Source organism: Pseudomaricurvus albidus (genome assembly GCF_018863235.1).
Taxonomy (GTDB): Bacteria; Pseudomonadota; Gammaproteobacteria; order Pseudomonadales; family Cellvibrionaceae; genus Pseudomaricurvus; species Pseudomaricurvus albidus.
On the sequence record NZ_JAHKRS010000001.1, the window covers coordinates 111,635 to 136,045 of the forward strand.

Here is a 24,411-nt window from a genome sequence, read left to right on the forward strand (position 1 = left end):
GGCTCCCTGCAGCCGTTTTCCAGCCTCACAGGTAGCCCCAACGCGTCATTTATTTGGATTTGTAAATGTTTTCGTACACGTGGTTGGTGGCTTCGACAAAGCCTTCCACGCTACCGCAGTCAAAACGGCGGCCTTTAAATTTGTAGGCCAGTACACAGCCGTTTTTCGCCTGGGTCAGCAGGGCATCGGTGATTTGCACCTCTCCATTTTTACCGGGAGGAGTATCCTCGATAATGTCAAAAATATCCGGCGTTAAAATATAACGGCCAATAATCGCCAGATTACTGGGGGCTTCTTCCCTGGCAGGTTTTTCCACCATGCCGGTCACCTGAAACAAACCGTCTTTGATTTGCTCGCCCTCGATGACACCAAACTTGTGAATCAGATCATCGGGCACTTCCTGAATGGCCACAATGCTGCAACGAAACTGCTTGAACAACTTCACCATTTGCGCCATCACCCCTTCACCATCTTCGGCGGGCAGGCACAGGTCATCCGACAACACGACACCAAAGGGCTCATCGCCAATCAGTCGCTTGCCATTGAGGATCGCATCCCCCAAACCACGCATCTCTACCTGACGGGTAAAAGAGAACGCGGCTTTATCCATTACTTCACGAATACTGGTCAGGTATTCTTCTTTGTCACTACCGGAAATCTGATGCTCCAGCTCATAATTGACGTCAAAATGATCTTCGATAGAGCGTTTCCCACGACCAGTCACCATACCGATATCCACCAGACCAGCCTGAATAGCTTCTTCAACACCGTATTGGACGAGAGGCTTATTAACGATTGGGAGAATTTCTTTGGGCATGGATTTGGTGGCGGGCAGGAAGCGGGTGCCGTAACCGGCGACCGGGAAAAGGCATTTCTGAATCATAAAGTCATATCCTTGCATTAAAATAGCGCATTCTTGCTTCATTGAAGAATCAACCAAGAATACTACACTTAGGTTGCAAATTGCTGGCCAAGGCCGATTCATTTCACAGGAAGAGAAAAATTTGGCGCCCCCTTGAGGCTCTTGGCGATTTTCAGGAAGCGTCATGGCCAAAATACCCATCCACAGATGACCAATCAGTCTAGACATGCCACCAGCAACCGGTAGAATGGGCTCCCTTTGTGGTTATGATTCACCAAGCCACCCGATTTTTGAACGTAGAGCCAAAACCCTATGATGGATGTATCCAACAGAAAGAACGCCTATAACCGTGATGAGCTGCTGGAATGTGGCCAGGGCCGCATGTTTGGACCTGGAAACGCGCAGCTACCCATCCCCAATATGTTGATGCTTGATCGCATCACCAGCATCACTGTAGACGGTGGCGAGCACGGCAAAGGCGAGATCGTCGCCGAGCTGGACATCAACCCAGACCTTTGGTTCTTCGAATGCCACTTCCCCGGCGACCCGGTGATGCCTGGCTGCCTCGGACTGGATGCCATGTGGCAACTGGTTGGCTTCTTTCTCGCATGGAAAGGCAACGAAGGCAAAGGCCGTGCCCTGGGTTCTGGTGAAGTGAAATTTACTGGTCAAGTTCTGCCTACCGCCAAGAAAGTAACTTACCGCATTACCCTGAAGCGCGTTATTGAACGCAAGCTGATCATGGGTATTGCTGACGGCAGCGTGAGCGTCGATGGTCGGGAGATTTACACCGCCAAGGACCTGCGTGTCGGTTTATTTCAGGATACGGATAGCTTTTAAGATTCTCTGGTCTTAAATATATTCATTGCCCTTTAACGATGGTCGGTTACCATCGTTAAAAGAGGCAGTGACACAGCATTTTAGAGGAAGCTTATGAAACGCGTTGTGGTTACTGGTATGGGCATCGTGTCCTGCCTGGGTAACGATAAAGAGACAGTTCTGGACGCCCTGAAAGAGGGCCGTTCCGGCATTAAATTCCAGCCTGAATACGAGGAAATGGGGTTTCGCAGCCACGTGGCTGGCAGCATCGATATCGACCTGAAAGAAAAGATCGACCGCAAGACCCTGCGCTTTATGGGTGAGGCGGCGGCTTACGCCTACATCTCCATGGAGCAGGCCATTGCTGACGCCGGCCTGACCGAAGAACAGGTCTCCAATGAGCGTGCCGGCATCATTATGGGTTCCGGTGGGGCATCCTCCAAGAACCTGGTGGAAGCTGCCGACATCCTGCGGGAGAAAGGTCTGAAACGTGTGGGCCCTTACCGCGTTACCCAGACCATGAGCAGCACCACCTCTGCCTGCCTGGCAACCCCGTTCAAGATCAAGGGCGTGAACTACACCATCTCCTCCGCCTGTGCCACCAGTGCCCACTGTATTGGCAACGCGATGGAGCTGATTCAACTGGGCAAACAGGATGTGGTATTCGCCGGTGGCGGCGAGGAAGAACACTGGACACTGACCGCACTGTTTGATGCCATGGGTGCCCTGTCCACAAAATACAATGACACCCCTGACAAGGCTTCTCGCGCCTATGACGCAAACCGTGACGGCTTCGTCATTGCTGGCGGCGGTGGCTGCCTGGTGATTGAAGAGCTGGAACACGCCAAGGCGCGTGGCGCGAAGATCTACGCCGAGCTGGTAGGCTACGGTGCCACTTCCGACGGCTACGACATGGTTGCCCCTTCCGGTGAAGGCGCGGCTCGCTGCATGCGTCAGGCCATGCAAGGCCTCGAGGGCGATCTGGACTACATCAACTCCCACGGCACCAGCACCCCGGTTGGCGATCTGGCCGAACTGAATGCCATTGCCGAGGTCTTCCCTGAAGCAACTCCGGCCATCAGCTCCACCAAGTCCCTCACTGGCCACTCACTGGGAGCTACCGGCGTTCAGGAAGCCATCTACAGCCTGCTGATGATGGAAAACAACTTCATCTGCGCTTCCGCCAATGTGGAAACCCTGGACGAGAAAGCCCAGGACATGAACATTGTGACTGAGCGTCAGGACAACGCGACACTCAATCGCATCATGTCCAACAGCTTTGGCTTTGGCGGCACCAACGCCAGCCTGGTGTTTCAGCGTTACGAGGACTGATTTCCTACAACGCTACAGCACAAAAAAAGCCCGGTCCTTACCGGGCTTTTTTTGTGTCTGGAATCCTGTATCCGTAACTTCCCCACTCCTTTTACTTCATTAGAAAGCATGAATTGTGTCGGCTTCTTCTTCGATAACACGTCAAATTGACGACCAGATCGCATAATCATCATTGCTTTCTGCCAAGCATCTCACCTAATCTTGGTCAGCCCGGCATGGATGCCCGGACACCATTCAGCAACTGACACCGCTGCCTTACATCAACAGGTATGGAGACCTATCGATGAATCAGAGTTACGCCCTGCGTGAGGAAACCGCCTCTTACAAGCAAGACAAAGCCCTTCGCACCATAGAGCAATTACTGCTCTACACACCGGTACGCAGCATCGACAACATCTTGCTGGCCGAAGATCTGCAACGACAACTGGAAATCCCCTGCCTGCTCACCAGCAACCCTCAGACACTGTCGAAACGACCCGAACCAGAGACCGGAACACCATCTCACAACCTGTCGGCCGCTTTGCTATTGTTCGACTGCACTGAAATTTCAGTCATGGAACTGCAAAATCTGTTGCGACTGCTGCCCTCAGACACTCGCTGCGCACTGACCAACCTTGTTCCGGACAGCATCTACAACCGGATGATGGAATGGCCTCAAGTCCAGGGAATGTTTTATCGAAATATCGGAACCCATATGCTATTGAAGGGAATCCGTGCCGTTCTGAACGGGGAGCTGTGGATTCCTAGGCACCTGTGCCACGATTTCATCAATCGTCGACGACACCAGCCCAGTCAGCCGCTGATTATCAGCTTACCCACCAAACTGACTCGCAGGGAGCGACAAGTGCTGGAAGGTATTTACGCGGGCAAAAGTAACCTCGCTCTGGCGTGTCAACTGAAACTCAGTGAACACACCGTCAAAAGCCACCTCTACAGCGCCTATAAAAAAATCGGAGTCACATCGCGGCTGAAAGCCAGTAACTGGCTGAGAGACCATTACAGTTTACTGGACAAGCTGTCTTCGCGATAAACACAAGACGAGAAGAAGACATCGTACCCCGCCGGCCTGGCAAAACCGGCCCGGCGGGATTGAAAAAGGAAGTAGTGTACAGAGTCTCAGCGGCTCTCACTGACATGGTGACGGGGCATCGCCTTCTCGGGCAGTAGGCGCTGCTGAACCAGCCAGGCCCGCACCAGACCAGTCAGCCCCTGACGCCAGCTGCGCACCTGATAACCGAAATTATCCCGGCAGCGACGCACAGTCAGAGCGGCACTGTCCGGCTCACCCTGAGCCTCAAGCGCCTCTTCAGACAAGGCTTCCACCTGCCATTCGCGCTTCAACTGGTGTTCTTTTTCCAGAATATCGGCAACAACTTCGGCAAACTCCGCCGATGAACATGGGTCACCGGAGGCAAGATGAAACACTCCCCAGTTTTCTGCACCACAGAAAACCTGATGTGTCATGGCCAACAACACCCGACCAACCTCCTGGGAGCTCAGAGGCGCGCCACGACGCTGATGAGTCACCTCCAGCACAGGCCCCTCGGTTGTGAGGGCCCGAAGCAAGCGTACAAATACTGACTCACCCAGAATATCCAGCACCCAGCTGACACGCAGGCAGATGTAACGCTGATTGTCCTCGAATGCTCTTTCGGCCTTCAGGAAAGCCCTGCCCGCCGGACTGATGGGATGAGGCTTGTCGGTTTCATCATAGGTCGACTTATTCTCGCCACCAAAAACACGATAACTCGACAGATGCAGCACAATGCAATCCAGCGACCGGGCGACCTGCGCCAGAGACTCCGCCGCACTGACCAGAGTTTGCTGCTGATCCCGATCCGGGGTTTCAAACCAACCGGCGGTATTGATGATGATATCGACATGATGGTCGAGCAGGTACTGCTCAATAGCGTCGGTGTTATCCCATTGCAGGCTGCCCGCAGGGGGAGCCAATACAGCATAGGCGCTGTTTTGGAAAACACTGTAAATTGCACGCCCCACAGGGGAAAACGCATCGGTGATGAGAACTTTATTGGCCACTAAAACCGGAAAATCCTGTTGGGGTTACCACATAACAGGCTGCCGTACCGTGGTATGCATATACCGACGCACAACAGCCTCCTCTTGCCTCTATATTCTACGTCCGCGCTTGCGCTACGGATTAGAACGGAATGTCGTCATCGAAGTTATCAAACCCGGCAGCCGGTTGCGGTGGCTGTTGCGGCGCCGGTGGTGCCTGGCGAGGTTGCGCCTGTGGCTGACGAGGCTGCTGCATTGGCTGCCCCTGAGGTTGTCCCTGCGGCATACCCTGAGGCGGCATACCCTGTTGGGGCGCCATACCACCCTGCTGCGGAGCGGGTTGCTGATAGGACTGCTGAGGCGCCGGCTGGGCGTAGTTGTCGTAACCACCGCCCTGACTCATGCCTGCCGAGTCGCCACGGCTGTCGAGCATCTGCATTTCACTGGCCACGATTTCCGTGGTGTAGCGATCCTGTCCGTCCTGTCCCTGCCACTTACGGGTACGCAGAGAACCTTCCACATACACCTTGGAACCTTTGCGCAGGTACTCGCCGGCAATCTCGGCCAGACGGTTGAAAAACACCACCCGGTGCCACTCGGTACGCTCTTGCGGCTGACCGGTTTGCTTGTCTTTCCACTGCTCTGACGTAGCAACACTGATATTGGTCACGGCATTGCCACTGGGCATGTATTTCATTTCCGGATCCTGGCCGATATTTCCAACCAGAATTACTTTGTTGATGCCACGGGCCATAACCATTTTCTCCTAAAATCTTTCACTTGAGCTCGACGATGTGAGTATTCTCTTCACTCGACCGCGAACCTTCTAAACACTCATCGTGAGTCTGCCTTGCATGCTGAGGCTGTCGTTCGCCTGTCCCTCACCGGTGTTTCAGCAACAATGACTTTTCTCACACTTACCCACTCTGTACCTTTCCTGACACTCTGCACCTTTCCTGAATAGCCACATCAGATCCCTGATGTTGAAGAGGAATTCTTGGCAGGATAACCAATTTGGGGGAGGTGGGGCAAAGGCTTGAGCTTACACCAGCTCAGGCGGAACAACCAGCCCCGAAAAAAGCATGAGCTGTGCGCCTAGCCCTGAATTTCAGCAATACTGTCCCGCTGAAAAACACTGGGGTCCACCTTCAGATAGGCAGTCTTCTCTTCTTCGATCAGCACCACTTCCACCACTCCCGGAAGCGCAGCCAGCTGTTGGCTGGCAGTGGCAAACTGAGCCTCGTCCAGAGTAACCTGAACACCGGACAAGTAGCGCGGCGAACGCATGGTGAGCGCCGCCAGCAACCAGAGCAGAACCATGAACCCACACACTTCAAACACTGCCACAGTGCCGTGCTGCTGCAGGACCCAACCGCCGACCAAACCACCAGCAAAGGCACCCAGAAACTGGCAAGTGGCGTAAATACCCGCCGCAGTCCCCTTGGCGCCCGCCGGAGCCAGTTTACTCATCAGCGAAGGCAAAGTGGCCTCCAGCAAATTGAAAGCCATGAAAAAGAAAAACAGCCCCACCATAAAACCAATACGCTGGTACTGCTCTACCGCCATCACCCCCATCATGAGTCCGAGCAATATTACCGCCCCGAGAAAAACAGGTTTCACTTTGCGGCGTTTCTCCGCCACGACAATAAACGGCACCATGGCCACAAACGCCAAGACCAGCAGCGGCAGATACACCATCCAGTGCTGTTCACGGGGGATCGACAACTGACTTTCCAGAATCGACGGCATCACCAGAAAAGCGGCCATCAGCACGAAATGAAGCGTGAAAATGCCCCAGTTCAGACGAATCAGCTCAGAATTTCTAAGGGTTGATTTCAACAGTGACGGGACCGTCCCCGCGTCCCGGTGTCGCACACCACTGATGACAGGTGTCGGCACCCAGCGCATAAGCACCCACAGCCCCATGACAGCCAGCCCCACCGTAAACCAGAACATCAGCGACAAACCACCCCAGCCGGCCAGCACTGGCCCCAAGACCAGAGCCACAGAAAAAGACAAGCCAATGGACGCGCCAATACTGGCCATGGCCTTGGTGCGGCTCTCATCACTGGTCAAATCCGCCACCATCGCCATGATGGCACTGGCAATGGCTCCCCCACCCTGCAGGCAGCGCCCCAAAATCAGTCCGTACACCGACTCGGCTGACGCGGCCACCGCAGATCCGATGGCAAAAATGATCAACCCCATTGCGATCACCGGCTTGCGGCCGATACGGTCAGACAGCATGCCGAACGGTATCTGCAACATCGCCTGGGTAAAACCGTAACCTCCCAGCGCCAATCCCAGCAACAGGGGCGTGCTGCCCGCGTACTCAGTGCCGTACAGAGACAGCACCGGCAACACCATAAACAGCCCCATCATTCGGAAGGCGTACAAACTGGCCAGCGAAGCCACTGTGCGTCGTTCAAAAGATGCTGATGTAGAGGTCACACTGTCTCCCGTAATTCAGTGAAGGTGCCAGGACGGCAAAAAAAGAAGGGATTTTACCGGATATCGTCCGGCAGGCACATGAATGATTTACATTGCCAGTGTGAGACCCGGGTCTGATTAGAATACTCCTGCCGACACACTTGCCCCGCCATAAAGCTGTTGAGCTATACAGCCTTGAAGCAAGCCCGTAAGATAAACCTCACTGACTACCAGTTACTCTTTGGTCATTTATGAACGATTCCCCCCACATTCCCTTCGCCACCCTGATGGCGGATATACACCGGATGTTCAGCACTTCGCTTTACCGCCAGCTTAAAGCCGACGGCATCAATCTGAGTCGTTCCCAGTGGCGAATTCTGACCCATCTGCGGACACAGGACGGACTCACACAATCGGAACTGGCCGAGCGGTTACTGATCGAGAAGGCTCCGGCGGGAACACTGATCGACAAACTGGAGGCCGCCGGTCTGGTGGAGCGCCGACCCGACCCCAATGACCGACGGGCAAACCGGGTATTTATTACCGTGAAAAGCGAACCACTGCTGCCCCTGATCGAACAGACCGTCACGGAATTAAAAATGCAGTGCATGGCAGGCATCAGCGAGGAAGAGCAACACCAGCTGAACCAAACCCTCACCCGCATTCACCTGAACCTTCAGGCCATTCGCAATCCGAGCGCGACCACCGAGGAAACCGGCTAGCACGCGCAACATTCAGTGGCCAGCCTTTGGTCCTGCTGAAAACACGCGCTCGGCGTGAATCAGAATATTCCTCGGCGTTAAGCTGCGATCACAAAACGTCTGCAAGCTGACCCTGGCGCCACTCTCCTCCAGAAACAACACTCGGTCCAGAACCAGCCAGACTTCCAGTGGACGCCGGAACAGATGCGCCACCAACTCCATTCGCTGAACCAGCTTCAGTCTCTGGCGTCCTTTTTCCAGCCAGACCGATTGGTCGCCCATATCCGGCCACACGAACTGGTGGTGCTCTGCCACCGTGCGACAAAAGTCGGCAAATGAACCACTCAGGTAACGACGGGGTAAAGTGGGCACCGGCAGGTATTGATCCACACCGCGCACCTGTCGCTGCCACTCGTCAAAGGACAAACGCCATAACACATCCTGTTCGCGGCGGCGGCGCTCTCCCCGACCTGCCGTAACCGTCTCCTGCAGCGGCAAGCTGAGATCCGCACGATCCAATTGCAGCGCCGAAGCTTTAGCCTGCCGGGACATGGGGTGGTAGCCGTCGTCCTTTATCAGGTGATAACAACAGGGAGACACCGTCAGATTCTCCGCAGCACTACCGGCCCAGTGACGCATCAGCGTGACATGCAGATCGCCGCAGGCGTGCAACGCCACCGCCTGACCATGTTCCGGCAACCAGTCACCGGCCGAGGTATCAAACGCATCCCCGCACACAAAGCGCTGCGCCAGTCCCAGCTTGCCAGACAATGCGTCCCCAGCCTCACACAGTGCCTGCTGCCACTCCAGACTGGTGACCTGGCAGTTGTCCACTGACGCCAACAATCGACCCAGATGCCCCTTGCCGGAACACCACTCCAGCAGAGGCTTTGATGACTCGGGTCGCGCCGCCACAAACCGGCAGGCCTGCTGCCATTTGCGACCGGGCACCGACACATCCAGCCGGGCAGGAATGTCCAGCGCCCTGAGTGGAGCGTCCGGCAATCGACTGAGCTCCAGCAACCTGTCACCGTCCGGCAACCAGGGCTTCAGCCAGGCCGCCAACGCCTGCGAACTGGCATCCAGTGCAGACAGCTCATCGTCACCCAGAGCCAGCAGTGCAGCCACCAGATCAGGGTGAGAATCACACCATGGCATGGCCCGCTGATGAAAGGGGCGGAACTGCCACCAGCTGCGGTTTTTCACCAGCAGATGATCCAGCTCGGCAAACCGGGATGGGTAGCTCATTGCATCAACCACACAAGGTATTCAGACCAATCTTAAACAAAAAAACCCGGCACTGGGCCGGGCTTTTTCTACTGCGCCTTGATTGAGAATCAGAGACTCAGCACTTTTTCACCGCGGGAAATACCGGATACACCAGAGCGTACCACCTCCAGAATTGCCGCGTCGCCAACCGACTGGACAAAGGCATCCAGCTTGTCGCTGGCACCGGTAATCTGAATGGTATACACCGTGCTGGTCACATCAATGATCTGACCGCGGAAGATATCCACACAGCGTTTGATCTCTGCCCGCTGGGCACCGGAGGCCTTGACCTTGATCAGCATCAGCTCGCGCTCAATGTGCTGACCTTCGGTCAGATCTACCAATTTAACCACATCAATCAGCTTGTTGAGGTTTTTGGTAATCTGTTCGATCTTGTGATCGTCGCCAACGGTGGTGACGGTCAGACGGGACAAGGTCTCGTCTTCGGTAGGAGCCACAGTCAGAGTTTCAATGTTGTAACCACGCTGGGAAAACAAACCAACCACTCTCGACAAGGCGCCTGGCTCATTTTCCATGAGTACAGAAATAATACGTCTCATCTTAAGTCCGCTCCGTCTTGCTTAACCACATATCGCGCATGGAACCGCCCGGGGCGACCAGCATCGGATACACGTGTTCTGAAGGATCCACGTAGATATCCATAAACACCACGCGATCTTTCAGAGCGAAACACTCTTCCATCTTTTCACGCAGCTCTTCTTTCTTGTTCACACGGATACCGACGTGACCATAGGCTTCCATCAATTTGACGAAGTCTGGCAGGGAATCCTCGTAGTGAATCTCGGAGTAACGGCTGTCGTACACCATATCCTGCCACTGCTTAACCATGCCCAGAGCCTGGTTGTTCAGGCAGATGATCTTAACGGGCAAACCGTACTGGGTCAGGGTCGACAACTCCTGAATACACATCTGGATGGAGCCTTCACCGGTGACACAGACAATGTCCTTGTCACGGAATGCGAAAGCCGCACCCATAGCCGCTGGCAAACCAAAGCCCATGGTGCCCAGACCACCGGAGTTGATCCACTGACGCGGACTCTTGAACGGGTAGTACTGAGCCGCAAACATCTGGTGCTGACCCACATCGGAAGCCACAATGGCGTCACCATTGGTGACTTCATACAGCGTCTTGATCACGTCCTGAGGCATGATCATGTCGCCACTGGTGTTGTAGCGCGGCTGGGTGTAGATACCGTGACGCTCACGCCACTCATTAATCTGCTCCCACCAGTCAGACAGCGCCGCTTCGTCCGGTTTTTCTTTGGACTCTTTCAGCAGATCCAGCATTTCGGTCAAAACGCTGTCAACAGATCCCACAATCGGCACATCGGCCGTGATGGTTTTCGAAATCGACGCCGGATCGATATCAATATGAATGATCTTGGCGTTCGGACAGAACTTGCTGGTGGTGTTGGTGACACGGTCATCGAAACGCGCACCGACGGCCAGAATCAGGTCGCAGTGGTGCATCGCGGTGTTGGCCTCAAAGGTGCCGTGCATCCCCAGCATGCCCACGAACTGCTTGTCGTTACCCGGATAAGCACCGAGCCCCATCAGGGTGTTGGTCACCGGGTAACCCAGCTTTTGAGCCAGCTCGGTGAGCAGCTTGCTGGCCTCGCCCTGAACCACACCGCCACCGGAGTAGATAATTGGACGCTTGGCTTTCAACAGCATGCTGACCGCTTTCTTGATTTGACCGCTGTGGCCCTTGGCCGCCGGAGTATAAGAGCGCATCTTCAGCTTCTTGGGATACTCAAACGGAAAGGTTTCCATGGGGTCTACGGTGTTTTTCGGCACGTCGACAACCACCGGTCCCGGACGACCGGTAGAAGCAATATGGTAGGCCTTCTTGATGATCTCGGGGATCTCGGAAGCGTGTTTGACCATAAAGCTGTGTTTTACGATAGGACGGGAGACACCCACCATATCCGTTTCCTGGAACGCATCCTCACCGATTTTATCCGTCGCCACCTGGCCGGAGATCACCACCATCGGAATGGAATCCATATAAGCGGTCGCAATACCGGTGATGGCATTGGTTGCACCTGGACCAGAAGTCACCAGTACGGTACCGACACGGCCGGTCGCACGGGTGTAGCCGTCAGCCGCATGGGTAGCGGACTGCTCGTGGCGCACCAGGATGTGCTTGACTTTGTCTTGTTTGAAAATTGCGTCGTAGATGTGCAAGGCCGCCCCACCTGGGTAGCCGAAGATGAGATCAACACCTTCTTCTTGCAGGGAGCGAATTAACATATCGCCGCCAGAGAGCATTTCCACCTGTTTTTCCTCTTTCAAAAAACCAATAATTATCCTTACAGAGTAGGCCGCGGAAACCTTGTGAGCTCCCATACCCTCTTGCTGGCTAGCTTCACACTAGACACAGCACTCCATAACGATCCATAAATAAAACAGTGATGACTGAAGCTTCCCCGACTCGACCGCCCCTGTTGGCGCTGCAGTGAGTCGGATAGGCGACGTCGGATGGACGTACCTACGCAACTGGGATGGTTCGGCAAGCGGTTGGCTCACCGGAAAGGTAGATGCTGGAATTCAAGAAAAACTCCGAGCAAGACCGAGGTTACGGTTAAGATCTACACGCCATCTAGCGAACCCGCAATTTTGGCGACTTGACCCGTAAAGTCAAGGGCTTGAGCCGGTTTTGCCCATGTTTCCAGAAGAAAAGCCTGATAATTGTCGGGAATACTCGTCAATCCTGAAGATCCATCCCGCCGGACACTGGTGAATGGCGTAAATAACAGCAATAATGGCCACTGAATACGAACGTTGAAGGATCACACAACCATGGCACTACGACACCGCTTTTTGACGCTTATCGGCCTCGGTTTCACGCTGGCCTGCCTGAGTGGACAGACACTCGCCAAAGAATTTTATAAATGGCAAGACGAAGAGGGCGTGACCCACTACTCGTCACAGCCGTCAAAAACGCACAAATCCGTCAAGGTGCACGCCTCCAACATCAAGGGCGATCCTGAATCCACGTCCAGTGCCAGCAGCCGTCAGAATGAAAACCAGGCACAAGGCAGCAGCGCTGATGCTGAGGTTTACAAGAAAGACCCTGAACGCTGTGCCGCAGCACAGAGAAACAAACAGACACTCGAAGAAAACGCCCGCATCCGCATCAAGGAAGGTGACGAGTACCGTTACCTGAGCCAGGAAGAAATCAAAAAACAAATGGACATGGCCATGCAGGCCATTGCCGACGACTGCTGATCCGGGACTACCTCAGATCAGCGCCTTGAGCCTTACGTTTTTCCCCTTGTAGCTGACTTGCGCCAGCAATAGCTCCGCCGTCGCCAGAGCATCGGTCAGGGCATTATGCGCTCTGGCCGGAGGCAGATTGTAGCGTGCACAGCAGCTGGCCAGCCGCAACATGTTGTTCACCACCGGCTGATGACGCCGCGCCAGACTGCGACGCTCCACTTGCAGAGTATCCACCACCGGCATTAACAGGGGCGCACCGCAGAGGCGACGACTGATGCGGTTCAGAAACGCCAAATCCAGCGGTGCGTGATGAAACACCAGCACCCGACCACTGGCGGCCGTCAGGAAGTGGCTCATCAATTCTTGCTCTTCGATACCTTCCGACAACTCACAATCACGCAAAGAATGGATGGTGGCACTGTGTCCGACACCATTGCGCGGTTTCACCAGCCAGTGCTCAGCGGTAGACAAGATAATCCTGCCACCGCGCACCACCACCCAGCCGGCGCTCAGCAATTCACCGTCGCCGGCATCCAGAGAGGAGGTTTCCGTATCCACCACCAGAAACTCCACATCCCGCCAGCAGTCGCCGGTCCGAAACTGCATTTGTTGCCAACAGCGCTGCAACTCCGTAAACGCCGCCTGCCTGTCAGCGGACTGGCCGCGCAGCCGTAACGCGTAGAGCTGACGTTGAAGTCGAAGACACGGGAAACTCCAGCTCATCTTACAACCCCGGACGGTATCGGAGTTTGACTGCCTGCTGGGCATCAACGACGATACCGAAAGCGTCTCGCAACTGCTTTCTCACCAGCTTGGGCAATTCATCGGGGTTGAGATAATTACTGGGCTTGCGTCCGGTCAGCAAATGCTGAACCTGACCTTCAACCCGGGTCTGCATGATGACCTCCAGCGCGTCCTGCAGATTGCGGCTGTCATTAATACTCAAGGCCTTGAGCTTCGCCAACGCGGCGAGCCGGTCGTGGGTGTTCACTGCGGTGACGCCATTGGCCAGTGCATGAATACGGACAATATCAACAATGGGAATCACTGCCCGCTTTTTCAGATTGAGTTCATCGCGGTGCTCACCATTATGCTCCACCACAAAGCGTCGGAAGATGCCTAAAGGGGGTGGCGTATCGAGGACATTCTCTGCCAGCGCCGCCAGGAAAATGGTATTGCTGCCGGCCTGTTTCAACATATGCTGTTGCAGCTTCTGACACAGAGAGGCGTCACCATACACAGCCCGTAAATCAAAAAAGATACTCACACGCATCACCGCATCGGCGGTGGGTGTACGGGTCCAGCGGTCAACAGTGGCTTTCCAGCCACCCAGACTCTGGCGCCACTCATCGGTGGTCGCCATCACCTTGCCGGGACAGTAAACATAACCGCAGGTATTCAATCCGTCACTGACACGGTGAGCCAGAGTTTCAAACCATTTAGCATCCTGCTCCGATACGGCGTCATCGATTAACAGTCCATTATCCTGATCGGCACCGAGCAACTGCTCACCGCGCCCCTGAGAACCAAAACCCAACCAGCAATAGGGAACCGGCGGCTCACCCAATTCATCTTCGGCCAGTTCAATCAAACGCACGGTCACCGCATCACTGATCGCGGTCAACACATGGCCGACCTGTGAGGATTTGATGCCCGACTTGACCCATTGCACCAGGAGGTTGGGCATTTGGGACACGATGTCTTTCAACTCTGCCACGGAGTTTTGACGGCCAATGTGCTGCACCAGATACACAGGGTCATCCTGTCGTGCCAGCATCAGATCGGAAGCGGTGATAATGCCCTTGACCATGCCCTGATCCAGCACAGGAATGTGGTGGTAACCTTTTTGCGTCATGAACAGGGTGGCATCGAACAGGGTGGCATCAGCCTCAATCACTTCCGGCTCTCGGGTCATGATCTGCTCGACAGGAAGCGTCAAATCCAACCCTTCGGCGACCGCGCGGGAGCGAAGATCCCGGTCGGTCACAATACCCTGCAACTGATCACCGGCCATCACCATCACCGATGACACCCGACCTTCGGTCATGATCCGGGCGGTGGCCTGAATGGAATCCTCGGGAGAAACCGTGAGCAGGGTTTTCGTCATCAGATCCCTGACACGGCGCATCATTTCGTTCGGACTGGGTTCGTGACGGGCGGCACGACGCACCCGGCGACTGCGCTGACTGCGAAAGAAACGATCGAAGTCACGGTGCTGCTGGCGGATTTTTTGATATTCCTCTTCCGGCAACAGATACAACAGAGAGTCTTCAATCAGCGTGGCACTGATATCCGGCTCCTCCTGACTGAGTCCCAGCAAGTTAAAGCTGACGCCCTCACCAAAACGATCCATCAGCCGACCGTTGTCGGCTCGCAACTCAGCCGCACCACTGCGCATGATCCGCAAACCACCGCCATCGTCGTGAGGCTGGAACACATGGCCCTGACGGTGGTAACCAATTTCCATCAGCGCCGCCACGCGATCGAGCTCCGCCGGGCTCAGCTGATCGAAGGGAATGCACTCCCCCAGAAATTCACGAATGCTTCGCAGTTCAGGATTCAATTCCGGTGCAGGAATCGGAGATTCAGTCATAAACCTTTTCCTCGCAACGCCAGACAGACTGTTATTCACAATGGCGATCTACTCCTGACGAAAGTCCTCGCCGAAGGTCGTTTTGTACAACGTGAACTTCATGGCGGCATCGCCGTAATAAAGTGTTTGATTGGACGAAACCACGACCCGCAGACGATCAGATTCCGGATCCGGCCTGGGCAGTTCCAGTGACCAGCGCAGCCCGTCGCTGCCTTCCGGCGCCATTTCCAGCGGTTGCTCTGCATCACTATTCACGTCACCGGGTTCTACCAGAGCCACCAGCGCACCTTCCAGCGGAGCAACGGACTTGAGCATTAATAACATGCGATCAGCGTCACGCCACTCGGTGGTCAGGGTCACCTCGAAGTCTCCATTTTTTAAACCACACTGTCCGCTGCTGTAACGACAGTTGGGTTTTTCTACCAGGGCGTAACGGTCACCCGGCTTGGCCGCATGGGGTTTTTCACTGACGATAGCGTCGACGGCAAAGTAACTGATCAATGCCAGAATCGGCGCCACCAACATGGCAATAACGACGTGTTTGTTTTTGAGTATTCCCATGAAAAAATTCCAAGTGTTTTGTCTTTTTATACTAATGTTTTGTTTTTATAAATTCTTGCCATTGCCTCAGCGTCTGATGACAACCACGACACCAGGGACATAAGGTTCATCTTCCTTCATTTGACAACCAACCGCTAGCAGGAAGCCAAAAAAAGGCCCCGTAACGGGGCCGAATGGGTCTTATGAAGATTGTGTTTTTCTGTTGTTAAGCATGCTTTGAGCGCTTACTCAATGATCATGCGCATCCACAACACCGGTAGGTACACGAATATGTTCCACCAGTTCCTGCACTTCCTGTGGTGGTGCCTGAGTGACACGGGATACCGCGTAGGCAACCGCAAAGTTCACCAGAGCACCCACCGCACCAAACGCGTTAGGTTCAATACCCAGGAACCAGTTTTCACTCATGCCGCCAAGGAAAGCCGTATCCGCCACAAACATGATGCCTTTGTGCTGGAACACGTACAGCAGTGTTACGGTAATACCGGCGATCATGCCCGCAATCGCACCTTCCTTATTGATGGTCTTGCTAAAGATACCCATCATCAGCGCCGGGAAGATCGATGAAGCCGCCAAACCAAAGGCCAGTGCCACCGTTCCCGCCGCAAAGTCAGGCGGGTTGTAACCGAGATAACCTGCACCGGCGATCGCCAGCGCCATGGCTATCCGACTGGCCATCAACTCCTGCTTCTCGTTGATCTGCGGCATAAACACGCCTTTTAACAAGTCGTGGGAAATGGCCGAGGATATCGCCAGCAACAAACCCGCTGCGGTCGACAAGGCTGCCGCCAGACCACCCGCTGCGACCAGGGCAATCACCCAGTTAGGCAGACGTGCAATTTCTGGATTTGCCAACACCATGATGTCGTTATCCACTTTCACCATTTCATTGACTTCCGGATTGGCGCTGTACTGAACCCGACCATCGTCGTTCTTGTCTTCAAACTGCAGCAGACCGGTTTTTTCCCAGTTTTTAAACCACTGAGGACGCTTCTCGTACTCCATGTACTCACCGGACGCAGGTTCGATGGTGTTCATCAGGTTCAGACGAGCCATACCCGCTACAGCAGGAGCCGTGGTGTAGAGAATGGCGATAAACACCAGAGCCCAACCAGCGGAAGAACGCGCATCCTTTACCTTAGGCACAGTAAAGAAACGAATGATCACGTGTGGCAGACCGGCAGTACCAATCATCAGCGACAGGGTATAGGCAAACATGTTGACCGTGCTGAGCCGCACCTGTGTCGTGTATTCGGCGAAGCCCAATTCCGTCACCACCTGATCCAGCCGATCGAGCAGATACACATCCGTCCCCGACAAGGTACTCCCCAGCCCCAATTGTGGCAGCGGGTTACCGGTGAGATTCAGCGAGATGAAAATGGCCGGAATGGTGTAAGCCAGAATCAGCACACAGTACTGAGCAATCTGCGTGTAGGTAATGCCTTTCATACCGCCGAGTACGGCGTAGAAAAACACGATACACATACCGATCAACAGACCCAGCTCATAACTCACTTCCAGGAAGCGGGAAAAAGCCACACCAATACCTTTCATCTGGCCAATAACGTAAGTCACCGAACAGATAATCAGACAGATCACCGCCACGATTCTCGCCGTGCGGGAATAGAAACGATCGCCGATGAATTCGGGCACGGTGAACTTGCCGTACTTGCGCAGATAAGGGGCCAGCAACATCGCCAGAACCACAAAGCCACCGGTCCAGCCCATCAGAAAGACCGAGCCGCCGTAGCCCATAAAGGCGATCATGCCTGCCATGGAGATAAAGGAAGCCGCTGACATCCAGTCCGCCGCCGTCGCCATGCCGTTCGCTACGGGGTGAATACCGCCGCCAGCCACATAGAACTCTTTGGTTGATCCCGCTCGCGCCCAGACGGCGATGCCCATATAGAGGGCAAACGTCAGACCGACTACGATATAGGTTAATGTTCTTAAATCCATGATGCCTGCTCCTATTCGTCGTGGACGCCGTATTTACGATCCAACTGTCCCATCTTGCGGGCGTAGTAAAAGATCAGAATCACAAAGGTGTAAATCGCCCCCTGCTGCGCAAACCAGAAGCCCAGCTTGTAGCCACCAATTTGAATTTGATTGAGCACATCGAATAGGAGGATGCCGCAGCCAAAGGACACCACAAACCACACGATCATCAGCTTCCACATCAAGCCGACATTTTCTTTCCAATACGCTTTTGCATCTTCTTCAGATTTGAAAGCCATGATTGTCTCTCCAGTTATTCGTTATTTTCGTCTTGTCGTTTGAAACAGTGATACTGTTTTACTCTGACCGGCCCAATGGAACCATTGGACCTTGGTCTAGCCCGACAAAGAACACCCGTCTTACAACGCATACTTCCAGGACATTTGCACGTAATCGGAGTCCGCATCACTGCCCTCTGTTACGCCATCGGCCTTGTATTTGTCATCCACCGAGAAGTTACCCACTTCCAAACCGACTGACAGATCCGGCGTCAACTGATGGATCAAGTTAACCCCCCAGTGACTGCGATCGATGTCAATCACATCGCTTTCCGATGCGCCATAGAAAAAGCTGCTGCGCCAGGTATCGCTCCAGATTTGACGGTAGGACATCATGTAGGCGACGGTTTCTTCGACCTCGATATCACCCGTATCCGGATCAATCACCAGATCGGGAATCATGCCGCCGCCAATGTAGCGGCCGGATTCACCCGCATTGACCTGGAAGCGCAAATCGTTGCGACCGAAATTGAATTTACCGCCGATATTGGCGGCCAGGGCGGTCTCATCGACGCCGCCGGAATCCAGACGACGCGCCAGGGCACCAACCTGAACTTCACCCCAGTCACCGGCAAAGCGATAGGTGGCCACCAGATCCGGGTATTTTTCGTCGGGGTCGATACCGGTACCGCCACCACCGGCCGCATTGGTGCCAATGGTACCATTGCCCCATGTTTCAGGGTTTTCCAGTGCGATATTGAAACCACCGGCACTGAAGCGGATTTGCGGTTGACGCACAAACACTTCACCCATCATGGGGCCCGCAAAATCCAGGCTGTCGGGGAAAGCCGCCAATGGCGTGAAAGTCGTCCAGTACTGACCAACCAGCCAGTTTTTGTATTTAACGAAGGCATGTCGCAGACGGGGATTGGTGGAGTTGGTGGCAATTTCGTTGCCGTCACCACCGTAGAAATCCATTTCGATAAACGCGCTCACGTCGCCGCGGGCGTACTTCATGTTAAAGCGGGTTTCCTTGACGTTGAAACCGGTGTGCTCGGTATCCACTTCACCAGGATCATTACCACGCCAGTAATCCTGATAAGCCAGATCGCCATTCACATGACGGTAATCTGCTTTGAGATACCCACCGAACGTCAGACTGCCGCCTTTGTTCACTTTCACCAGCGGTTCAACCACCTGATCCACAGGCTCACGCTTTACGGCAATGGTGGTGATGGTGTCCTGTTGACGTGCCATTTGCGCTTTCAGAGTCCGGAGCTCCTGCTCCAGCATTTCCATCCGCCGCATCATGTCATCATCGGAAGCCGAAAAGGCCGAGGTCGCGGACATCAGCAAACAAGCGCTGACGGCGCAGGTGATGGGGTGTTTCTTAAACTTATTATTCATGAATGCCCTCTCCTGATTTATTGGTGTCTGTTTTTGGAGTAACAGGTTTCAGCAGAGAGTATTTGTCCTTATATAAAGGAGCGGTATTAACCTTTGGTCTAACTATCGACTAAAGTCTAACCAAATTACCCACAGAAGTGGCTGAGAGAGGGATCGGATGCCCTTAGACCAAGGTCTAATTGCTGCACATATCCGAAATTGATAAAAATGCATCATGACAGAGTATTTTGATCTGTGGCTGTTCTGCAGATTTCACCCTCGTTTCTCAGTCATTTCCCGGCACAGTCTCATCCCAAGGGACTGTGCTTTTTTTTGCCTTTACCCCGCTCTCCATTGGAGCAGGACAGACTGCGCGCTCAGCGCTATACTGCATAGGCAATTGCGACAGCCGCAGGCTTGTCGCTGGATAACGGTCACTGAATATCGATCACTGAATAACAACAGTTAACAATAATTAAAACATTATAAGCATAATCATAGATTGGGAAGGTAAAGCTCCATGGTAGCGAACCCCTGTATTATCATCGCTGATGATCACCCTCTTTTCCGCACGGCTCTCAGCAACACCTTGCAAAGTGAACTCAGCCAGCCACAACTGATCGAAGCCGAAGATTTCAGCAGTTTGCAACAGAGCGTCGAAGCCAACCCCAATGCCCATTTGATTTTGCTGGATTTGCACATGCCAGGTGCAGAAGGATTCAGTGCGCTGGTGTTTCTGACCGCTCACTACCCGCAAATCCCCGTCATGATTGTCTCGGCCCACGAAGAAGCCGATATCATCCACCGCGCAATGGACCACGGCGCCAGTGGGTTTCTGCCCAAAAGTGCGTCAGTAGACACCATGAGCAACGCCTTGCTGACGGTATTAAACGGCAACATCTGGCTGCCGGAAGGTCTGACGGATCAGTCTGTGGCCGGCGAGGAAGAACTGAACATTGCGGAAGCGCTGTCAAACCTGACGCCCCAACAGTTTCGCGTGGCCTCAATGGTCAGCCAGGGATTGCTCAACAAACAGATCGCCTACGAGCTGAGTGTCACCGAAGCCACCATTAAAGCTCACATGACTGAAATCTTTAAGAAGCTGGGGGTTCACTCGCGCACCCAGGCAGCCGTGGCCATGGGGCAACTCGCCGTACATCCGACCCAAACTCTCGACGAGTTCCGCAAAAAGACGCCTCAACTGTCCAGCTAGAAAAGTGCGTTCCTGGCAAGGAATCTAATTTCCCTGCGCGCTGACTTTTTGCCGCCGCAGCGCCCGTCGCATCAAAGTACGCAGAGCTGCGGGCTGCACCGGTTTGGCCAGGAAGAGACAACCCGCCTGATGCACCTGATCGCGTATTTCATCACTGTTGTCAGCACTGATCACCACCGCAGGTAAGGTCTGCTGCCAGTGATAACGCAGGGCTTCCAGCACATCCAGCCCGGTCTCTTCGTTCAGATGGAAATCAGCCAGCACCAGATCGGGAGCTGTGGCTTTCGGCCAGAGACTCAGCGCCTCACGCAGGTCTGAAGCGACCACCACTTCACAGCCCCACTGCTCCAGCAGCGATTGCATACCCGCCAGAATGACCGGTTCGTTATCAATACACATCACCGACAAACCAGACAGGCGAGAGTCGGTCACCGGTTTCACCCGCGCCTGCTCCTGCTCCTGCCCCAGGCTGACGGAAATACGAAAGACGGATCCCTTGCCCGGTACCGAATCCATATCAATGCCATGCCCGAGCAATTGGGAAATTCGCTGGGCAATGGACAACCCCAACCCCAATCCCTGATTGCCCGCACTGGAAGTATTCAGGCGCTCAAACTCATCGAAGATTCGCTGCCGATCCGCCTCCGCAATACCGGGGCCGGTATCCCAGACCTCCACCACCAGTCGATCCTTATGCCGCCGACAGCCCAACAACACCTTGCCGCTGCGGGTGTAACGCAGGGCGTTGGAAATAAAATTCTGCAACACCCGTCGCAACAGATGCGGATCGCTGAACACCCACACCGACGAAGGCACCCAGCGAAATTCCAATCCCTGCTTGCTCGCCAGCGCACCGGCCTCACCAGCCAGTGGGCGCAACAGACTGTCGATGGAAAAACTCTCCCGCTTGGGACGCTCTTTACCGGAACCCAGGCGGGAAATCTCCCGCAATGAGCTGATCAACTGCTCGGCCTGCGCCAGGGCATCGTCCAGATGATCCACATCACTGCGCAGAGAATGATGGCGACTCGAACCATCGACGGAGCCATCGACAAAGACCGGCGGGTGCTGATGAATGTCGTTGAGCTTCGCATGGAGAGAAGCCACAAAAAGACGCGCGGCGTTGATCGGTTGCAACAGATCGTGACTCGCCGCCGCCAGAAAGCGACTCTTACTAGCATGCACTTCTTTTAACTCCTGCTCGACCCGGGCGCGCAAGTCGTTCTCGCGCTGCAGCGAGGCGTTGGCCTCGCTCAGTTCCGCCGTGCGTGACTCAACCCGGTCTTCCAGAGTTTCTTTCGCCAGCTCCAGCTGGTCCAGCATTTGGTGATAATCACTGACGTCAGTGTAGGTCGTGACATAGCCGCCATTGGCCAGTGGTGTGCCACGAATTTCAATAACCCGATCACCGGGCAGATCCCGCTCAAGGCGGTGGGGATTGCCGGAACGCAGCTGATTCAAACGCCGCTCTACCGCCGCTTCTGCTCCCCCGTCACTGGTGTCCAGATAGCCGCGCATGGCGTTGTAGTGATAAATTTTTTCGATATTACAGCCCACATACAACAGCCGCTTGGGATAATCGAACATCCGCTGATACTGTTCGTTCCAGGCCACCAAGCGCAGGTCTTTATCCACCACGCTGATCCCCTGGGGAATGGTTTCCAGCGTGGTCTGCAATAACGTCTGACTGAATTGCAACTGCCGTGAACTGCCGCCCACCAGCGAGACAAAATCCTGCAGCTGCAGGGGCTGCTGACTGACCAGCAACTGCATCGCCCGGTGAGCAGAAACCGCCCCGATAATGGCCGCAAGATCGCTCTCAATCATGGATACGGCAAACCGCGGCGTCTGATCGTGAGGCAAGAGCCGGTGCCCGACCCGCTGCTGGAATTCCTGCCACATCTCCAGCGTGCGCTCCGGCCCAAAGAGCGGCTCCATCAATGCCTGTAATTGCCGCACCTCAATACCGGAGGGCTCCATGTCCAATTGTGGCTTGTGCAACTTCCAGCGCAGACGGGTAAACGCATCCGATTGGCGCACGTCCAACAGACGAAACTTCGAGCGCCTGGAGACAAACACAAACACCAGGGCGTTCACCAGCAAACTCCAGAACACCCCGTGACTCAGCGGGTCCAGCCACCCCATCCCCAACAGATTATTGGGCGTCAACCAGGGCACATGAAACAGGCCATCCATCACCAGGGGGTGGGCGGCCGGCAAAACAGCGGGCAGTAACAGGCAGTATAGCCACAACAGCATTCCCGCCAGAACACCGGCAATCACACCGTAGGCATGCCCCCGGGACCAGTAGAGCGCCCCCAGCACCGCAGGCATCAGTTGCGCCGTCGCAGCAAAAGAGATCAACCCCATGGAGGCGAGCCCTTCGGTGTTACTCATGTAACGTTCCAGCGCCCAGCCCATCATCAGCACCGCAATGATGGAACCGCGCCGGATAATCCTGAGCGAGCGCCCCAGATCGCTGGCGGTTTGCCCACGACGGGAATTGGAGCGCAACCAGGCGGGCACAATCAATTCATTGGAAATCATGATCGACAGGGCAATGGTGGCCACCACGACCATGCCTGTCGCCGCCGACAGGGCACCGATAAAGGTGATGACCAGCGTCGTTTCCTCACCCGCCCAGCGCGGCAGGGTGAGTACATAGCTATCCGGATGAACACTCAAATCGGCAAATAACTGAGCCCCCACCTGTGCCAGCGGCCAGACCAGCATCGCAAAGATCGCCAGATAGAGTGGTAACAGCCAGCGGGTGTAACGCAAATCCGAGCGGTGATGATACTCCACCACCATCACGTGAAATTGACGAGGCAAGCAGACAATCGCAATCCCGGCCAACAGCAACTCGGTGAAAAACAGGGGCGAGGTCAACTGACTGACATGAAAGTTGGGCGCGGCAAGACTGTTTCGATCCAGTGCCAGTTCAAACGCATCGCCGCTCAACACCCGCATCGCCAGGATGCCCACCACCACAAAGGCCACTACTTTTACCACGGACTCCACCGCCACCGCCGTAATCAGTCCCCGGTGACGATCCGGGCCATCAATCACACGGGTGCCGAACAGAATGGCAAACCAGGCCATCACCATGGCCGCGATCAAACTCGACCAGGAATCAAATGACGGATCGAAGTCCGTACCCCAGTGCATCGACGACCAGGCAATACCCACCGCCCGCAGTTGCAATGCGATATAAGGCAGTGTGCCCACCACCAGCACCAGCGTTACTATGGCAGCGAGGCGTTGATTTTTGCCGTAGCGGGAGCCGATAAAATCGGCAATCGATGTGACCTTGTTGCGTGAACTGATGATCAACAGCCGACGCAGAAAACGCCAGCCAAACAACACCAGCAAAATCGGTCCGAGATAAATCGGGAGAAAGTCCCAGCCACTCTCCACCGCCTGGCCGACAGCACCGAGAAATGTCCAGGAGCTGCAGTAAACACCAATGGAAAGCGTGTAGACCAGTGGCCGCCACCAGGGTTGCTGCAGGCGATGGCCATAGCGCTCGGCCAGCCAGGCGACGGCGAACAGGAGTCCGCTGTAGAGACACACCAGTACCAGAATAAGCTGGCTATTCATCCATTACCCTTCTGTATCCATGCATCACCCTTTCGATTCAACACGGCACGCTTCTGACCTGCGGCCCGGGGCAAGATCACAAAGCAAAAAAAATGGTTACACCCATGCCGAGTGTAACCATTTTTGTCGAACAGGCCTATTCGACCTAGGTCGCAGCGTTACGTTGG

The 24,411-nt window shown here is 54.8% G+C and carries 20 protein-coding genes; 6 read left to right on the top strand and 14 right to left on the bottom strand.

Going from position 1 to position 24,411, the window contains the following annotated elements; all coding sequences use genetic code 11:
* Window positions 1-49: 49 nt before the first annotated feature.
* Window positions 50-883, bottom strand: a complete 834-nt coding sequence (galU, locus tag KOI40_RS00585) for a UTP--glucose-1-phosphate uridylyltransferase GalU (protein WP_216095471.1) — start codon at window positions 881-883, stop codon at window positions 50-52.
* A 294-nt stretch (window positions 884-1,177) separates the two neighbouring features.
* Here galU and fabA point away from each other — a divergent pair, with 294 nt between their 5' ends.
* From fabA to KOI40_RS00600, 3 genes are all read left to right on the top strand, one after another.
* Window positions 1,178-1,702 carry a 3-hydroxyacyl-[acyl-carrier-protein] dehydratase FabA gene (gene fabA, locus KOI40_RS00590; protein ID WP_439653220.1) on the top strand — a complete coding sequence of 175 codons (525 nt, stop codon included), beginning with the start codon at window positions 1,178-1,180 and terminating at the stop codon, window positions 1,700-1,702.
* A gap of 93 nt (window positions 1,703-1,795) precedes the next feature.
* On the top strand, window positions 1,796-3,013 hold the full coding sequence (gene fabB / locus KOI40_RS00595) for a beta-ketoacyl-ACP synthase I (protein WP_216095473.1): 1,218 nt from the start codon (window positions 1,796-1,798) through the stop codon (window positions 3,011-3,013).
* Between the two features lie 283 nt (window positions 3,014-3,296).
* Window positions 3,297-4,043, top strand: a complete 747-nt coding sequence (locus KOI40_RS00600) for a LuxR C-terminal-related transcriptional regulator (protein ID WP_216095474.1) — start codon at window positions 3,297-3,299, stop codon at window positions 4,041-4,043.
* Between the two features lie 86 nt (window positions 4,044-4,129).
* Here the strand turns inward: KOI40_RS00600 and KOI40_RS00605 are convergent, their stop codons facing one another.
* The 3 genes from KOI40_RS00605 to KOI40_RS00615 form a co-directional block, all read right to left on the bottom strand.
* The gene (locus KOI40_RS00605) at window positions 4,130-5,053 is read right to left on the bottom strand and encodes an SDR family oxidoreductase (RefSeq protein ID WP_216095475.1); all 924 of its coding nucleotides are present in this window, start codon (window positions 5,051-5,053) and stop codon (window positions 4,130-4,132) included.
* Window positions 5,054-5,174: 121 nt separating this feature from the next.
* The gene (gene ssb, locus KOI40_RS00610; RefSeq protein WP_216095476.1) at window positions 5,175-5,786 is read right to left on the bottom strand and encodes a single-stranded DNA-binding protein; all 612 of its coding nucleotides are present in this window, start codon (window positions 5,784-5,786) and stop codon (window positions 5,175-5,177) included.
* A 341-nt stretch (window positions 5,787-6,127) separates the two neighbouring features.
* Window positions 6,128-7,483: an MFS transporter gene (locus tag KOI40_RS00615; RefSeq protein WP_369413126.1), complete on the bottom strand. Its 1,356-nt coding sequence runs from the start codon at window positions 7,481-7,483 to the stop codon at window positions 6,128-6,130.
* Between the two features lie 230 nt (window positions 7,484-7,713).
* On the opposite strand from KOI40_RS00615, the gene KOI40_RS00620 reads away from it, so the two are divergent.
* Window positions 7,714-8,184 (top strand): MarR family winged helix-turn-helix transcriptional regulator, encoded by a 471-nt coding sequence (locus tag KOI40_RS00620; RefSeq protein WP_216095477.1) that lies wholly within the window; start codon window positions 7,714-7,716, stop codon window positions 8,182-8,184.
* A 12-nt stretch (window positions 8,185-8,196) separates the two neighbouring features.
* Here KOI40_RS00620 and KOI40_RS00625 read toward each other — a convergent pair whose 3' ends face one another.
* The 3 genes from KOI40_RS00625 to KOI40_RS00635 all read right to left on the bottom strand — a co-directional run bounded on the left by KOI40_RS00625 (window position 8,197) and on the right by KOI40_RS00635 (window position 11,730).
* Window positions 8,197-9,411 (bottom strand): methyltransferase, encoded by a 1,215-nt coding sequence (locus KOI40_RS00625; protein ID WP_216095478.1) that lies wholly within the window; start codon window positions 9,409-9,411, stop codon window positions 8,197-8,199.
* Between the two features lie 89 nt (window positions 9,412-9,500).
* Window positions 9,501-9,992, bottom strand: coding sequence for an acetolactate synthase small subunit (gene ilvN / locus KOI40_RS00630; RefSeq protein ID WP_216095479.1), 492 nt, complete (start codon window positions 9,990-9,992; stop codon window positions 9,501-9,503).
* A gap of 1 nt (window position 9,993) precedes the next feature.
* Window positions 9,994-11,730 carry an acetolactate synthase 3 large subunit gene (locus KOI40_RS00635; RefSeq protein ID WP_216096008.1) on the bottom strand — a complete coding sequence of 579 codons (1,737 nt, stop codon included), beginning with the start codon at window positions 11,728-11,730 and terminating at the stop codon, window positions 9,994-9,996.
* A 525-nt stretch (window positions 11,731-12,255) separates the two neighbouring features.
* On the opposite strand from KOI40_RS00635, the gene KOI40_RS00640 reads away from it, so the two are divergent.
* Entirely contained in the window at window positions 12,256-12,684 is a 429-nt protein-coding gene (locus KOI40_RS00640; protein WP_216095480.1) for a DUF4124 domain-containing protein, read from the top strand.
* Between the two features lie 12 nt (window positions 12,685-12,696).
* On the opposite strand, the gene KOI40_RS00645 is transcribed toward KOI40_RS00640, so the two are convergent.
* The 6 genes from KOI40_RS00645 to KOI40_RS00670 form a co-directional block, all read right to left on the bottom strand.
* Window positions 12,697-13,398, bottom strand: a complete 702-nt coding sequence (locus KOI40_RS00645; RefSeq protein WP_216095481.1) for a 3'-5' exonuclease — start codon at window positions 13,396-13,398, stop codon at window positions 12,697-12,699.
* 1 nt (window position 13,399) lies between these two features.
* Window positions 13,400-15,268, bottom strand: coding sequence for a DUF294 nucleotidyltransferase-like domain-containing protein (locus KOI40_RS00650; protein WP_216095482.1), 1,869 nt, complete (start codon window positions 15,266-15,268; stop codon window positions 13,400-13,402).
* 48 nt (window positions 15,269-15,316) lie between these two features.
* Window positions 15,317-15,829: a hypothetical protein gene (locus KOI40_RS00655; protein WP_216095483.1), complete on the bottom strand. Its 513-nt coding sequence runs from the start codon at window positions 15,827-15,829 to the stop codon at window positions 15,317-15,319.
* A gap of 228 nt (window positions 15,830-16,057) precedes the next feature.
* The gene (locus KOI40_RS00660; RefSeq protein ID WP_233709856.1) at window positions 16,058-17,788 is read right to left on the bottom strand and encodes a sodium:solute symporter family protein; all 1,731 of its coding nucleotides are present in this window, start codon (window positions 17,786-17,788) and stop codon (window positions 16,058-16,060) included.
* A gap of 11 nt (window positions 17,789-17,799) precedes the next feature.
* Window positions 17,800-18,066 carry a DUF4212 domain-containing protein gene (locus KOI40_RS00665; protein ID WP_216095484.1) on the bottom strand — a complete coding sequence of 89 codons (267 nt, stop codon included), beginning with the start codon at window positions 18,064-18,066 and terminating at the stop codon, window positions 17,800-17,802.
* Window positions 18,067-18,186: 120 nt separating this feature from the next.
* The gene (locus KOI40_RS00670) at window positions 18,187-19,452 is read right to left on the bottom strand and encodes a DcaP family trimeric outer membrane transporter (RefSeq protein WP_216095485.1); all 1,266 of its coding nucleotides are present in this window, start codon (window positions 19,450-19,452) and stop codon (window positions 18,187-18,189) included.
* 499 nt (window positions 19,453-19,951) lie between these two features.
* Between KOI40_RS00670 and KOI40_RS00675 the strand changes: the two genes are divergently transcribed.
* Window positions 19,952-20,644, top strand: coding sequence for a response regulator transcription factor (locus KOI40_RS00675; RefSeq protein ID WP_216095486.1), 693 nt, complete (start codon window positions 19,952-19,954; stop codon window positions 20,642-20,644).
* 24 nt (window positions 20,645-20,668) lie between these two features.
* On the opposite strand, the gene KOI40_RS00680 is transcribed toward KOI40_RS00675, so the two are convergent.
* The gene (locus KOI40_RS00680) at window positions 20,669-24,244 is read right to left on the bottom strand and encodes a hybrid sensor histidine kinase/response regulator (RefSeq protein WP_216095487.1); all 3,576 of its coding nucleotides are present in this window, start codon (window positions 24,242-24,244) and stop codon (window positions 20,669-20,671) included.
* Between the last annotated feature and the right edge of the window lie 167 nt (window positions 24,245-24,411).

Coding starts and splice junctions, on each gene's coding strand:
- galU (WP_216095471.1), bottom strand. CDS start 883: ATGATTCAGAAATGCCTTTTCCCGGTCGCCGGTTACGGCACCCGCTTC.
- fabA (WP_439653220.1), top strand. CDS start 1,178: ATGGATGTATCCAACAGAAAGAACGCCTATAACCGTGATGAGCTGCTG.
- fabB (WP_216095473.1), top strand. CDS start 1,796: ATGAAACGCGTTGTGGTTACTGGTATGGGCATCGTGTCCTGCCTGGGT.
- KOI40_RS00600 (WP_216095474.1), top strand. CDS start 3,297: ATGAATCAGAGTTACGCCCTGCGTGAGGAAACCGCCTCTTACAAGCAA.
- ssb (WP_216095476.1), bottom strand. CDS start 5,786: ATGGCCCGTGGCATCAACAAAGTAATTCTGGTTGGAAATATCGGCCAG.
- KOI40_RS00620 (WP_216095477.1), top strand. CDS start 7,714: ATGAACGATTCCCCCCACATTCCCTTCGCCACCCTGATGGCGGATATA.
- KOI40_RS00625 (WP_216095478.1), bottom strand. CDS start 9,411: ATGAGCTACCCATCCCGGTTTGCCGAGCTGGATCATCTGCTGGTGAAA.
- ilvN (WP_216095479.1), bottom strand. CDS start 9,992: ATGAGACGTATTATTTCTGTACTCATGGAAAATGAGCCAGGCGCCTTG.
- KOI40_RS00640 (WP_216095480.1), top strand. CDS start 12,256: ATGGCACTACGACACCGCTTTTTGACGCTTATCGGCCTCGGTTTCACG.
- KOI40_RS00645 (WP_216095481.1), bottom strand. CDS start 13,398: ATGAGCTGGAGTTTCCCGTGTCTTCGACTTCAACGTCAGCTCTACGCG.
- KOI40_RS00650 (WP_216095482.1), bottom strand. CDS start 15,268: ATGACTGAATCTCCGATTCCTGCACCGGAATTGAATCCTGAACTGCGA.
- KOI40_RS00655 (WP_216095483.1), bottom strand. CDS start 15,829: ATGGGAATACTCAAAAACAAACACGTCGTTATTGCCATGTTGGTGGCG.
- KOI40_RS00660 (WP_233709856.1), bottom strand. CDS start 17,788: ATGGATTTAAGAACATTAACCTATATCGTAGTCGGTCTGACGTTTGCC.
- KOI40_RS00665 (WP_216095484.1), bottom strand. CDS start 18,066: ATGGCTTTCAAATCTGAAGAAGATGCAAAAGCGTATTGGAAAGAAAAT.
- KOI40_RS00670 (WP_216095485.1), bottom strand. CDS start 19,452: ATGAATAATAAGTTTAAGAAACACCCCATCACCTGCGCCGTCAGCGCT.
- KOI40_RS00675 (WP_216095486.1), top strand. CDS start 19,952: ATGGTAGCGAACCCCTGTATTATCATCGCTGATGATCACCCTCTTTTC.
- KOI40_RS00680 (WP_216095487.1), bottom strand. CDS start 24,244: ATGAATAGCCAGCTTATTCTGGTACTGGTGTGTCTCTACAGCGGACTC.